This is a genomic window from Streptomyces amakusaensis (genome assembly GCF_039532665.1).
GTDB classification, from domain to species: domain Bacteria; phylum Actinomycetota; class Actinomycetes; order Streptomycetales; family Streptomycetaceae; genus Streptomyces; species Streptomyces amakusaensis.
On sequence record NZ_BAAASB010000002.1, the window covers coordinates 251,449 to 265,213 of the forward strand.

9 protein-coding genes are annotated in these 13,765 nt (G+C 72.3%); 7 read left to right on the forward strand and 2 right to left on the reverse strand.

Annotated elements, in window-relative coordinates:
- The 5 genes from ABD371_RS03695 to ABD371_RS03715 are packed head-to-tail and all read left to right on the forward strand — an operon-like array spanning nucleotide 1 to nucleotide 9,254.
- Nucleotides 1-1,029 (forward strand): enediyne biosynthesis protein, encoded by a 1,029-nt coding sequence (locus ABD371_RS03695; RefSeq protein ID WP_344472626.1) that lies wholly within the window; start codon nucleotides 1-3, stop codon nucleotides 1,027-1,029.
- Nucleotides 1,026-6,842, forward strand: coding sequence for a type I polyketide synthase (locus ABD371_RS03700; RefSeq protein WP_344472629.1), 5,817 nt, complete (start codon nucleotides 1,026-1,028; stop codon nucleotides 6,840-6,842). Before ABD371_RS03695 ends, ABD371_RS03700 begins: the two co-directional genes overlap by 4 nt.
- A complete protein-coding gene (locus tag ABD371_RS03705) occupies nucleotides 6,839-7,306 on the forward strand; it encodes an acyl-CoA thioesterase (protein ID WP_344472631.1) in 468 nt (155 codons plus the stop codon). The genes ABD371_RS03700 and ABD371_RS03705 overlap by 4 nt, the downstream gene beginning before the upstream one ends.
- Nucleotides 7,303-7,863, forward strand: coding sequence for a flavin reductase family protein (locus ABD371_RS03710; RefSeq protein WP_344472633.1), 561 nt, complete (start codon nucleotides 7,303-7,305; stop codon nucleotides 7,861-7,863). The genes ABD371_RS03705 and ABD371_RS03710 overlap by 4 nt, the downstream gene beginning before the upstream one ends.
- Entirely contained in the window at nucleotides 7,860-9,254 is a 1,395-nt protein-coding gene (locus ABD371_RS03715) for a cytochrome P450 (RefSeq protein WP_344472636.1), read from the forward strand. The genes ABD371_RS03710 and ABD371_RS03715 overlap by 4 nt, the downstream gene beginning before the upstream one ends.
- Before the next feature lie 47 nt (nucleotides 9,255-9,301).
- Here the strand turns inward: ABD371_RS03715 and ABD371_RS03720 are convergent, their stop codons facing one another.
- A complete protein-coding gene (locus ABD371_RS03720) occupies nucleotides 9,302-10,069 on the reverse strand; it encodes a helix-turn-helix domain-containing protein (protein WP_344472638.1) in 768 nt (255 codons plus the stop codon).
- Nucleotides 10,070-10,182: 113 nt separating this feature from the next.
- Nucleotides 10,183-11,145 (reverse strand): ParB/RepB/Spo0J family partition protein, encoded by a 963-nt coding sequence (locus tag ABD371_RS03725; RefSeq protein ID WP_344472640.1) that lies wholly within the window; start codon nucleotides 11,143-11,145, stop codon nucleotides 10,183-10,185.
- A gap of 369 nt (nucleotides 11,146-11,514) precedes the next feature.
- Between ABD371_RS03725 and ABD371_RS03730 the strand changes: the two genes are divergently transcribed.
- Together ABD371_RS03730 and ABD371_RS03735 are read left to right on the forward strand one after the other, a co-directional pair.
- Nucleotides 11,515-12,084, forward strand: coding sequence for a DUF5987 family protein (locus ABD371_RS03730; RefSeq protein WP_344472642.1), 570 nt, complete (start codon nucleotides 11,515-11,517; stop codon nucleotides 12,082-12,084).
- Complete coding sequence (locus ABD371_RS03735; RefSeq protein ID WP_344472644.1) at nucleotides 12,081-13,739, forward strand: FAD-dependent oxidoreductase; 1,659 nt, start codon at nucleotides 12,081-12,083, stop codon at nucleotides 13,737-13,739. Before ABD371_RS03730 ends, ABD371_RS03735 begins: the two co-directional genes overlap by 4 nt.
- Nucleotides 13,740-13,765 lie beyond the last annotated feature (26 nt).

The window sequence follows — 13,765 nt, forward strand, 5'->3', positions numbered from 1 at the left end:
ATGAGCGAGAACGGACTCACCGCGACCGGCCCGGCCCCCGGAACCGCCGCCACCGGCTCCAAGCCCGCCGCAGCGCCCCGCCACGACCCCAAGGTCACCACGGCGCTCCGCCGGTTCGCCATGTCGATCACGATCTTCAACATCCTCGGCTACACCGTGCTGGGCTTCGAACAGCCCTGGCTCTGGCCCATCCTCGCGCTGCTCACCGGCTATACCGTGGAGATCGCGCTGGAGATCGTCGGGGCCCGGGTCGAGGGCCGCGCCCCCCGCTTCCTCGGCAACGGCGCGCGCGGGGTCATGGAGTTCCTCTTCCCCGCCCACATCACCGCGCTCGCCCTCAACATGCTCACCTACGTCAACGACCGCGTCTGGGTCATGATCTTCGGCGTGGTGGTCGCCGTCGCCACCAAATGGGTGCTGCGCGCCCCGGTCCGGGGCAAGGACCGCCACTACATGAACCCGTCCAACTTCGGCATCGCGATGATCCTGCTGCTCTTCCCCTGGGCCAGCATCGCCCCGCCGTACCACTTCACCGAGTACGTCGACGGGGCCTGGGACTGGATCATCCCCGGCATCATCATCGCCGCCGGCACCCTGCTCAACGCCAAGCTGACCAACCGGATGTGGCTGATCATGGCCTGGGTGGGCGGCTTCGCGCTCCAGGCGATCCTGCGCGGCCTCATCTTCGGCACCGCCATCCCCGCGGCCCTCGCGATGATGACCGGAGTCGCCTTCGTCCTCTTCACCAACTACATGATCACCGACCCCGGCACCACCCCCTCCCGCCCGGCCGCGCAGATCGCCTTCGGCGGCGGGGTGGCGCTGATGTACGGGGTGATCACCGCGCTCGGCGTCGCCTACGGAATCTTCTTCGCCACCGCGGCCGTCTGCCTCATCCGGGGCGGCTACCACTGGTGGACCGACTTCGCCGAGCGCAGGCGCACCGCCGCCCCGGTCGTCGAACCACCCGCGACCACGGCCCCCGGCGATGAGCCGGCCGAAACGGGCCAGAAAGCGGTACTCGCATGAACCGGATCGCCATCGTCGGCATGGCCTGCCGATACCCCGACGCCGAGGACCCCCACGAGCTGTGGGAGAACGCCCTGGCGGGCCGGCGGGCCTTCCGCCGGCTCCCCGACGAACGCATGCGGCAGTCGGACTACTGGGACCCCGATCCCACCGCCCCCGACCGCTTCTACGCCCGCGACGCCGCCGTCATCGAGGGGTACGAGTTCGACCGGCTCGGCCACCGGGTCGCCGGCAGCACCTACCGCACCACCGACCTCACCCACTGGCTCGCGCTGGACATCGCCGGCCGCGCCCTCGCCGACGCGGGCTTCCCGGGCGGCGAGGGAATGCCCAGGGACCGCACCGGAGTGATCGTCGGCAACACCCTCACGGGCGAGTTCACCCGCGCCAACACCATGCGGCTGCGCTGGCCCTACGTCCGCCGGGTGACGGCCGCCGCACTCAGGGAACAGGGCTGGGAGGACGACCGGATCATCCCCTTCCTGGAAGGGCTCGAGGCCTCGTACAAGAGCCCCTTCCCGCCCGTCGACGAGGACTCGCTCGCGGGCGGCCTCTCCAACACCATCGCCGGACGGATCTGCAACCACTTCGACCTCAACGGCGGCGGCTACAGCGTCGACGGAGCCTGCTCCTCCTCGCTGCTCTCGGTGACCCAGGCGGCCAAGTCCCTGCTCGACGGCGACATCGACATCGCGATCACCGGCGGCGTCGACCTCTCCATCGACCCCTTCGAGATCATCGGCTTCGCCAAGACCGGCGCGCTCGCCACCGGCCAGATGAAGGTCTACGACCGGGGCTCCAACGGCTTCTGGCCCGGCGAGGGCTGCGGCATGGTCGTCCTCATGCGCGAGAGCGACGCGCTGGAGAGCGGCCGTCGCGTCTACGCCACCATCGCCGGGTGGGGCATCTCCTCCGACGGCCAGGGCGGCATCACCCGCCCCGAGATCAGCGGCTACCGGCTCGCCCTGACCCGCGCCTACGAGCGGGCGGGCTTCGGCATCGAGACGGTGCCGCTCTTCGAGGGCCACGGCACCGGCACCGCCGTCGGGGACGCCACCGAACTCCAGGCCCTCACCCAGGCCCGCCGGGCCGCCGACCCCGCGGCGGCCCCCGCCGCCATCAGCTCCATCAAGGGCATGATCGGCCACACCAAGGCCGCCGCCGGCATCGCCGGACTCATCAAGGCGGCGCTCGCCGTCGACGCCGGGGTGCTGCCGCCCGCCATCGGCTGCGTCGACCCCCACCCCATCCTCACCGGCGAGGGCGCCGCCCTGCGCGCCCTGCGCGGGGCCGAGGCCTGGCCCGGCGGCCAGGCCGTCCGCGCCGGAGTCACCGCCATGGGTTTCGGCGGCATCAACACCCACATCGTGCTGGACCGGCCCGCCACCGGCGGGCCGGCCCGCCCGGCCGGCCTCACCCCCCGCACCCGCACCCTCGCCGCCTCCGCCCAGGACACCGAACTCCTCCTCGTCGACGGCGACTCGCCCGAGGCGCTGCGCGAGCGGCTCACCCGCATCGCCGACTTCGTCCCCGCCGTCTCCTACGCCGAACTCGCCGACCTCGCGGCCACCCTCCAGAGCGAACTGCGTGACGCCCCCTGGCGGGCCGCCGCCGTCGTCTCCTCCCCGAGGGACGCCGAGGAGCGGCTGCGCGAGCTGATCCGGGCGCTCGACGAAGGCCGCACCGAACACCTCCCCGCCGAGGGGAACGCCTTCCTCGGCCACGCCGGACGGCCCGGCCGCATCGGCTACCTCTTCCCCGGCCAGGGCTCCGGACGCGGCACCAGCGGCGGCATGCTCCGCCGCCGCTTCGGCACCGCCGCCGAGGTGTACGACGCGGCCGAACTCCCCCTGCGCGGCGACATGGTGGCCACCGAGGTCGCCCAGCCCAGGATCGTCACCGGATCCGTCGCGGGCCTGCGCACCCTCGACGCGCTGGGCCTCACCGCCCGGGTCGCCGTCGGCCACAGCCTCGGCGAGATCACCGCCCTGCACTGGGCCGGGGCCATGGACACCGAGACCCTGCTGAAGGTCGCCCGCACCCGGGGGGCCACCATGTCCGAACACGCCGCCCCCGGCTCCATGGCCTCGCTCGCCACCGACCCCGACACCGCCACCGAGCTCATCGGCGACCTCCCGGTCGTCGTCGCCGGGTACAACGGACCCCGCGCGACCGTGGTCGCCGGACCCGCCGACGCCCTGGACGCGCTCGCCCGCATCTCCCGGACCCGGGAGGTCGTCCACACCGCGCTCAACGTCTCCCACGCCTTCCACTCGCCCCTGGTCGCACCCGCCGCCGAACTCCTCCACCAGCGGATCGCCGACGAACCCTTCGGCCCCGTCGGCCGCCGGATCATCTCCACCGTCACCGGGGAGGAACTCCCCGCCGACACCGGCGTACCCGGCCTGCTGCGCTCCCAGATCACCGAGCCCGTCCGCTTCGAGGCCGCCCTGCGCCGCGCCGCCGAAGACGTCGACCTGCTGATCGAGGTCGGCCCCGGCCGCGTCCTCGGCAGACTCGCCGCCGAGATCACCGGCGTACCCGCCCTCTCCCTGGACACCGACGACGAATCGCTGCGCGGACTCCTGCGCGCCGCCGGAGCCGCCTACGCCGTCGGCGCGCCGCTCCGCCACGACCGGCTCTTCGAGGACCGGCTGCGCCGCCCGCTGGAAGTCGGCGCGGAATTCACCTTCTTCGCCAGCCCCTGCGAGCGGGCACCCGAGATCGACCTCGGCGAGACCCCGCGCGACACCGCGCCCCGGCCGCCGGCGGAACAGGGCGGCGGGGCCGGTGAGAACGGCCTCGACCTGCTCCGCAGACTCGTCGCCGAACGCGCCGAACTGCCCCTGGAGACCGTGGGGGAGGACACCACCCTCCTGGACGACCTCCACCTCAGCTCCATCACGGTCGGACAGATCGTCAACCAGGCCGCCCAGGAACTGGGCGTCCCCGCCTCCCGGGCCCCGGTCAACTTCGCCACCGCCACCGTGCGGGAGCTGGCCGAGGCCCTCCAGGAACTGGCCGCCACCGGACTGCCCGACGACGGGGCCGCCGCCGTGATCTCCGGCGCGGCAGCCTGGGCCCGCCCCTTCGCGGTCGACCACGACGAACTGCCCCTCGCCGGGCGCGCCGCCGAGGAGGAGAACGGCCCCTGGCGGCTCCACGCCGCCGACGGCCACCCCTTCGCCGAAGAGCTGCGCACCCGGCTGGAGAACGCGGGCGTCGGCCCCGGCACCCTCGTCTGCCTGCCGCCCGACTGCACCGAGGAACACCTCGAACTCGCCCTGGCCGGAGCCCAGGAGGCCGCCTCCGGCACGGCGGGACGGCGGTACGTCCTGGTCCAGCACGGCCGGGGCGCGGCAGGACTGGCCAAGACCCTGCGGCTGGAGACACCCCGGCTGAGGGTCACCGTCGTCCACACACCCCCCGTCGCCGAAGCCGTCGACCGGGTGGTCGCCGAGACCGCCGCCACCACCCGCTTCACCGAGGCCCACTACGACCCCGAGGGCCGCCGGCGCGTCCCCGTGCTGCGCCCGCTGCCCGTCACCCCCGCCCGTACGAAGGCCCCGCTGGACGCCTCCGACGTCCTGCTCGTCACCGGCGGCGGCAAGGGCATCACCGCCGAGTGCGCCCTCGTCGTCGCCCGCGACCACGGCGCGCGCCTGGCCGTGCTCGGCCGCTCCGACCCGGCCGCCGACGAGGAACTGGCGGCGAATCTGCGCCGGATGGCCGACGCGGGCGTCGAGGTGCGGTACGCCCGCGCCGATGTCACCGACCCGGAGCAGGTCCGGGCCGCCGTCGCCGAGCTGACCGCGGCACTCGGCCCGGTCACCGCCGTACTGCACGGCGCGGGGCGCAACGAGCCCGCCGCCGTCGCCTCCCTGGACCGGGACGCCTTCCGGCGCACCCTGGCCCCCAAGGCGGACGGACTGAAGGCCGTGCTCGCCGCCGTCGACCCCGGCCGGCTCAAGCTGCTGGTCACCTTCGGCAGCATCATCGGCCGGGCCGGACTGCGCGGCGAGGGGCACTACGCCACCGCCAACGAATGGCTCGCCGGCCTCACCGAGGAGTTCGCCCGCGAGCGGCCCGACTGCCGCACCCTGTGCATGGAGTGGTCGGTCTGGTCGGGCACCGGCATGGGGGAGCGGCTCTCCGTGGTCGAGTCCCTGGTCCGCGACGGCATCACCCCCATCTCCACCGATCAGGGCGTGGAGCTGATGCGACGGCTGGTCGCCGACCCCGACGCACCCACCACCGTCGTCATCAGCGGCCGGACCGGCACCATCGACACCGTGCGCCACGCCGTGCCGCCGCTGCCGCTGCTGCGCTTCGTCGAGAAGCCCCTGCTCCGCTACCACGGGGTCGAACTGGTCACCGAGGTCGAGCTGAACGCGGGCACCGACCCCTATCTCGCCGACCATCTCCTCGACGGCAATCTCCTCTTCCCCGCCGTCATGGGCATGGAGGCGATGGCCCAGGCCGCCGCCGCGGTCACCGGCCGGACCGGGGCCCCCGTCATCGAGGACGCGGAGTTCCTGCGGCCCATCGTGGTCCCCCCGAACGGGACGACGACCATCCGCGTCGCCGTCGTCGTCACCGGCGACGACACCGTCCGGGCGGTCATCCAGAGCGCCGACACGGGCTTCGCCGCCGAGCACTTCCGGGCCAGGCTCGTCCTGGCCGACGACGACGAGCCGGCCGAGGGCCCGCCGGAGCCCACCGAGGGACTGCCCGAGGTGCCGCTCGACCCGGCGTCCGAGCTGTACGGCCCGGTCCTCTTCCAGTCCGGCCGCTTCCGCCGGCTGCGGCGCTACCACCGGGCCGCCGCCCGGCACGTCGACGCGGTGATCGCCACCGAGCAGTCCGCCGACTGGTTCGCCGGCTTCCTCCCCCGGGAGCTGCTGCTCGGCGACCCGGGCATGCGGGACGCGCTGATGCACGGCAACCAGGTCTGCGTCCCGGACGCCACCCTGCTGCCCGTCGCCGTCGACCGGATCCACCCCTGCGGGGACAGACCGGCCGACGCCAAAGAGCTGCGCTACTGCGCCGTCGAACGCTCCCAGGACGGCGACACCTATGTGTACGACATCGCCGTGCGCACCCCCGAGGGCGCGATCGTGGAGCGCTGGGAGGGGCTGCGGCTGCGCGCGGTCCGCAAGGGCGACGGAGCCGGGCCCTGGTCGCCGGTGCTGCTCGGCCCCCATCTGGAGCGGGCGGTCGGGGATCTCACCCCGGGCCGGGTCGCGGTCGTGGTCGAGCCGGACGGGGATCCGGCGACCGGAACCGGCGGACGCTCCCGTACCGCGCTCGCGGCGGGACGCGCGCTGAACCGGCCCGTCGAACCGGTCCGCAGGCCCGACGGACGGCCCGAACTGGAGGGCGGCGTACCGCTGTCGTCCTCGCACGGCGCGGGGCTGACGCTCTGCGTGGTGGGCTCCCCGGCCCCCGAGGGCTCCCCGGCCCCCGAGGGCTCCCCGGCCTCCGCCGTGGGCTGCGACGTCGAGACCGTGGTGGCGCGCTCCGAGGAGGAGTGGGCGGGCCTGCTCGGCGGACACGCCCCGCTGGCCCGGGTCCTCACCCGGCCGGACGAGGACGCGGACACCGCCGCGACCCGGGTGTGGGCGGCCGTCGAGTGCCTCCAGAAGGCCGGGCTCACCACCCACGCGCCGCTCACCCTGACCCCGGTGGAACGGGACGGCTGGCGGGTGTTCGCCTCGGGCGGTCTGCGGGTGGCGACGCTGGCGACCGCGGTGCGCGGCGTACCGGAGAAGGTCGTGTTCGCGATACTGACAGGAGACGGTCACCGGTCATGACGGACCATACGGACTACTTCGAGCACAGGCACACGGTCGGTTTCGAGGAGACCAACCTCGTCGGCAATGTGTACTACGTCAACTATCTGCGCTGGCAGGGGCGGTGCCGCGAGATGTTCCTCAAGTTCCGCGCGCCGGCCGTGCTGGCCGAGGTGCAGAGCGATCTCAAGCTCTTCACCCTCAAGGTCGACTGCGAGTTCTTCGCCGAGATCACCGCCTTCGACGAGCTGTCCATCCGGATGCGGCTCGCCGACATCGCCAGCACCCAGCTGGAGTTCACCTTCGACTACGTCAAGCTGGAGCCGTCCGGCGGCGAGACCCTGGTCGCCCGGGGCCGGCAGCGGGTCGCCTGCATGCGGGGACCCAACGGCGCGACCGTCCCGGTGACGGTGCCCGAGGCGCTCCTCGACGCGCTCGCCCCGTACCGGCCCCGGCCCGTGCAGCTCACCGGGAGGGGCGTATGAACGCCCGCCCGGCCCCGCCCGCCGCCGCACCGGCCCTGACCGACGGCAAGGCCCTGCGCCGCGCCTTCGGGGAGTTCGCCTCCGGCGTCACGGTGGTGACGACCGGGGGGCCCGTGCCCCGGGGGATGACCGCCAACTCCTTCACCGCCGTGTCGCTGAACCCGCCGCTGCTGCTGATCTGCGTCAAGCACGAGGCGACCATGCACCGGTCGCTGGAGTCGGCGTCCCACTTCGGGGTGTCCGTGCTGAGCGACCGCCAGGAGGCGGTGGCCCGGCACTTCGCGGACCACTCCAGGCCCTCCGGTCTCTCGCAGTTCGCCTCGGTCCCCTGGACGCCGGGCCGGGCGTCCGGCGGGGCTCCGCTGATCGACGGCGCGCTGGCCCGCTTCGAGTGCGCGCTGGTGGAGCGCTACGAGGGCGGCGACCACACCGTCTTCCTCGGCGAGGTGCTCTCGCTGGAGCGCGGCACGGAGTCCGGCGGTACGGAGTCCGACGGCGCGCTGGTCTTCTTCCAGGGCCGGTTCCGCCGGCTGGCCGACGAGACGGAGGCGGCATGACGACCGAGGCGCTCCCCGGGCCGCCGGGCGGCGGCGGCCCGTCCCCCGCCCCGCCCCGCACCCCGCCGGGCCCGCCGCGCCGGGCGCTGCCGAGGCTGCTGGCGAAGCTCGCCACCGACCGGCTGGGGCTGATGAGCGAGGCCGCCGCGCTGGGCGACGCGGTCAGGGTCGCGATCGGGCCGAGGACCCTGTACATCTTCAACCACCCCGAGCACGCCAAGCACGTACTGGCCGACAACACCGCCAACTACCACAAGGGCATCGGGCTCAGCGAGGCCCGCCGGGTCCTCGGCGACGGCCTGCTGACCAGCGAGGGGCGGATCTGGCGCGAGCAGCGCACCCGGATGCAGCCGGTGTTCCAGCACAAGCGGATCGCCGCCCAGGCCTCCGTGGTCGCCGAGGAGGCCGAACGGCTGGTCGCCCGGCTGCGCACCTACCGGGGCGCGGGGCCCGTCGATGTGGTGGAGGAGTTCACCGGTCTTACCCTCGGGGTGCTCGGCCGGACCCTGCTGGAGACGGATCTGACGGCGCACGGCTCGGTCGCGCACGCCTTCGAGGTGGTGCAGGACCAGGCGATGTTCGAGATGATCACGCAGGGAGCGGTGCCGCTCTGGGCCCCGCTGCCCCAGCAGATGCGGTTCCGCAGGGCGCGCCGCGAGCTGAACCGGGTGGTGGATCTGCTGGTGGCGGACCACCGTCCGGACGGCGGGGAGGGCGGTGTCGGGGACGACGCGCTCTCCCAGATGATCGAGGCCGCCGAGAGCCGGGGCGGCCCCGAGGCGGGACGGCAGCGGCTCAGCGACGAGCTGGTGACCCTGCTGCTGGCCGGTCATGAGACGACCGCGTCCACGCTCAGCTGGACCTTCCATCTGCTCGACCGCCATCCGGAGGTGGCCGCGCGCGCCCGCGACGAGGCCCGCGCGGTGCTGGGCGACCGGCTGCCCGAGCACGAGGATCTGCGGGAACTGACGTACATCACGGCCGTCGTGCAGGAGGCCATGCGGCTCTATCCGCCGGTGTGGATCCTCACCCGGCGGGCCCAGGAGGCCGATGTGATCGGCGGGTACGACGTGCCGGCCGGGGCGGACGTGCTGATCTGCCCGTACACCCTGCACCGGCATCCCGGCTTCTGGCCGGATCCGGAGCGCTTCGACCCCGGCCGCTTCCTCGGGGACTCGGGCGGCCGTTCGCGGTACGCCTACATCCCCTTCGGGGCCGGGCCCCGGTTCTGCGTCGGCAGCAATCTGGGGATGATGGAGGCGGTCTTCGTCACCGCCCTGGTCGTCAGGGAGCTGCGGCTGAGCACGGCGAACGGGCACCGTGTGGTGCCCGAGCCGATGCTCTCACTCCGGATGAGGGGCGGGCTCCCGATGGAGGTCGGGCCCGCGTGAGGGTGGTGCCCGAGGGGCCGGCGCGCACCGTTCGGCCCCTCCCGCGCTCAGGCGGCCACGGCCCGCAGCGCGGTGAGGCGCATGTCGAGCAGCGCGAGCAGGACCGGCGGGTCCAGGGCCCGGATGGGGCGCAGCTCGATGTCGGCCGGGGCGGGGGTCCCGTCGGGGCCGACGGTCAGCGGGCCGTGGGCCCCGACGAAGGTCGCGTCGTCCTCGCCGAGGTCCTGGGACTCCTCCATGCCGTACGGGACCGACTGGACGAGTACATGCCAAGTTCCTGGCGGGATGTTGCGGAGCGTATAGGGCCCCGGGCGGTCCAGGATGACGCAGCGGACCGGCTGGCCCTGGGGTATGCAGTCGGGGAACAGCCCGATGAAAACAAATCCGGTGTCCCCTTCCGGGGCTGCGGATATCGTGCCGGTGATCGAGGTCGGGGCCGCTCCCTGGGGCAGGTTGTCATCGGCGGTCGGGATCTCTGAAACGAATCCGTTGAACTGGCGGTACGTTGAAGGTGCAATACCCACACAGGTTTTGAAGCGCGAGCTGAAGGTGCCGACGCTGCTGTAGCCAACGCAATTGCTTATGTCAGCGATGCTGAGGTCCGTGTTGATCAGGAGTCGCTTTGCCTCATTCAGGCGGAGCGCCGAGAGGAAGCGGCCGGGGGAGACCCCGGTCTGGCCGCGGAAAAGGCGGGTGAAGTGAAACTTGCTGAACATGGCGGTCTGGGCCATGTCATCGATGGTGATTCGCTCGCCGAGGTTGGCGCGCATGTCCTCGATAACCCGTGTCACGACGCGTTCAATGGTGGATTCCATGAAGGGTCCCTCGTTCGTCGAAAAGATCACGCCGAATGCGGTATATGGCCGTGTAATCAGACCTTAACCGCGACCAGTCCAGTCTTTCGAGAGTTCAACGGTGAGGAACGGTGCTACGTGTCGCGGTCGGAGAGCTGCCGGGCGATCTGCTGCCAGGCCTCGGCGCAATGCCGGGCCAGCTCGGCGACGGCGTCGCTGCAGTGGGCGGGCACGCTCTCGACCCGGGGCCGCCAGTCGTCGTCCAGAACCAACTGCGCGTGGAGCCAGCGCAGAAGCTCGCGACCGCTCTCGGTGTGCCGCAGGGAAGGGTCCTTGGTGAGATTGCGGAGGATCGCCGCGGACTGCTCGCCGCCGTCCTGGCAGCGGGAGCGCACGGTCGGCGGCGACGACTGGGTGTATGCCGAGGCGGCCGCCCGCCCGGCCTTCCCGGTGCCGGAGCGGCCCGCGGTCAGCTGGGTGGCGGGCAGCGGCTCCTCCCCCCTGAGCAGGCGCGCCCGCACGTCATGGGCGGTGCCCACGGAGACTCCGGCCTCCCGGGCGATCTCGCGCAGCGAGGCCTCGGGGCGGGCCGCGATGATTTCCGCGGCCCGCAGCCGGCCGCCGGTCCCGCTCAGCGGATGCCGCCGGCCGTCGGTGCCGAAGCGGGAGTTCAACTGCTCCTCTTCCGCGCCTGAACATCGGCGTACGGCGGCCACGGTCCGGGCGGCCAGCCCGGTCCTGGCGGCGATCGACCGGTCGGAAAGTTCGGGCCGAGTGGCCAGAATTCGCCGGGCCGCCGCCTTGCGGTCCGTCAGTGAGAGCGGAAGTCCGTGTGAGACGTTCTCCTCCACCGAACGGAGGAACGCTTCTTCCTCGCTGCACTCTAAAAATGTCACGGCGATACTCTGCTGCCCTTTCAGCTGCGCCGCGCGCAACCGGTGCATGCCGTCGATCACGCGCATGGTGAGGCGCTCCACAAGAATGGGTGGAAGGTTTCCTTCGAATTCCGCGAGCCGGAGTACGTGTTCTTCGTCGACGCCGGTGGATCGAGGTGAATCGGCGGGGAGAAGGCGGTCGACCTTGATCAGGTGAGGCATTTCCCTGAGTTCGGGAGAATGGCTCGGCGATCTGCCCTCGCCGACAGGGTGATTGTCAGGGATTCGGGCGGTGGTCAACTGCGCCCGTGCACTCGCGTCAGCCACTGATGGACCCTCACGGTTGATGTTGACTTGGTTCGGATCGTGGTTGCGCTGGGTGAAATTACTCTGAAGTAAGTTCACGTTGCACTCTCTCAGGGGGGTTGCGTTGGCGCGAGAAGCGTACCGGGAGATCGAGAAGTGGCCAAGAGCTGGCCTATTGTTCAAGCGGCGGCAATGATTCCGTTTCGTTGGTTGCTTGAACGAACTCGCTATCAATACCTTATTGGCAGCCCGAGTAAATTCGGTGGTTTAAAAGGAGGATTGGCGATGGAGCAGCACAGTTCCGCTCCTGAATGGGATCGGACGCCCACCCTGGAGGCCTACGCGGACACGATCCTGCCGGGGCGCGCGAGGGGCCCCGGCGACCGGGCGGTGGCCGGGGTCTCGCAGAGCGCGGGCTCGGTGGAGGCCGGCGCCGTCGAACTGCTGGAATGGGACGCCACCGGGATGACCCAGGGGCTGGGCGATCTCGCCCGGCTGCTGAACGAGCACACCGGCGCGTACGCGGACGAGCACGGCCTCGTACTGGACACGGAGGTGCCGCCGTTCGTCGCCCTGTCCTTCGAGCACCGCACGGCCCTGGTGCGACGGCTGACCGCGCCGGAGCACCCGGAGAAGGAATTCTGGGTACTGCTCGCACTCTTCTGCAACATGGCCTACGACTCCGCGGCCCATCTGCACACCGCCGAGGCGATGGCGGCGGGCCACCCCGGCCTCGCCGCGATGGGCATCAGCCAGCCCGACGAAGACGGTCTGTGGCGCTTCGACCAGCACTCCTACGGCAGGCCGCTGGCCCGTCTGCACCCCGACACCACCCCCTCAGGGAGTCCGGCATGACATCCCCGCAGAGCACCGACGTCCTGGTCATCGGCAGCGGCTTCGGCGGTTCCATCGCCGCCTACCATCTGGCGGCCGGCGGCGCGAAGGTCACCGTCCTGGAGCGCGGACCCTGGCTGGAGAGCGAGGACTTCGAGCACGACTTCAAACTCGGCTCCTCCTACACCAGGGCCTTCGACTTCGTCGTCGGCGACGGCATGAGCGTGCTCAGCGGCAACTGCGTCGGCGGCGGCAGCGTCGTCTACTTCGCCTCGCTGCCCCGCGCCCCGCGCTTCGTCTTCGACCGCCGCGGCAGCATCGGCCGCCGGATGTGGCCCGCCGCCGTGAGCCGGGACACCCTCGAACCCTGGTACGACCGGGTCGCCGAGGCCATCCCCGTCGTCCAGCAGTCCTGGGACGACGTCACCTACGCGGGCGGACTCTGGGCCGCCGCCTGCGACCACGCGGGCCGCACCGCCAACCCGCTGCCGGTCGGGCTCGACAAGAAGGCCTGCGTCAACTGCAACTGGATGATGGCCGGCTGCCGCTTCGACGCGAAGAAGTCGCTGCTCACCAACTATCTGCCCGCCGCCGTCGCCCACGGCGCGCGGATCCTGCCGCTCCACGAGGTGCAGCGGATCTCCCGCACCGACGGCGGGGGCTACCGGGTCCACTTCGACACCATCGACGAGGAGGACTACCGGATCCGCACCGGCTCCGGCGAGATCGACGCCAAGATCGTCGTGCTCGCGGCGGGAGCCGGCGCCACCCCCGTCATCCTCCAGCGCAGCGAACCCGTGCTCGGCACGATGCCCCACGCCGTCGGCCGCTACTTCTCCGGCAACGGCGAACGGCTCAACACCGCCTATCTCAACGAGGACCGGATCGCCGAGGTGCTGGGCCTGTCCCGGGGCGACGGACTGGCCTACGAGGCCAACCAGATCGGCCGCGGCCCGACCGTCGCCAGCTGGGACCGGCTGGACGGCTCGCTCCCCGAGTACTCCCGCTACTCCCTGGAACAGCTCTACTTCCCGCCCGGCCTCGGCACCATCCTCGCCCAGATACCGAACGCGGACGGCGGACCCACCTGGTTCGGCCCCAGGAAGAAGGAGCTCCTCGCCCGCTGGCGGTCCTGGCTGACCATCTTCACCATGAGCGAGGACGACAACGAGGGCGTCTTCGGCCCGCCCCCGGCCACCGGCAACGCCCACCGCATCTCCCAGCAGATGCTCGGCCGGGGCGCGCTCCGCTACGACCCCACGGCCAACACCCGCCACGGCTGGGCCGAGTCCGACCGCGAGGTCAAGGAGATCCTGGAGCGCGACGGCCTCGCCGAGGTCATGCCCTGGACCAACGACCTCGTCGGCGCGTACACCGTGCACCCGCTGGCCTCCTGCCGGATCGGCGACGACCCCGCCACCTCCGCCCTCGACGACCGCCATGAACTCCGCGGCCACCCGGGCATCTTCGTCACCGACAGCTCCGCCGTCCCCGGCGCGCTGACCGTCAACCCGGCGATGACCATCGCGGCGCTCGCCGAGCGGTCCGTCCCCGCGATCGTCGCCGCCGCCCGCGAGCGGGGGGTGAAGGTCTCCTACGGGGCCCCCGCCCCCGACGGCTCGACCAGCGGCCGGCGCGGCGTCCGCCCCCTCGTCCCGCTGATCGCGCGGGACTGACCGTGCCCGGCGCGGCCCCGGTCCCA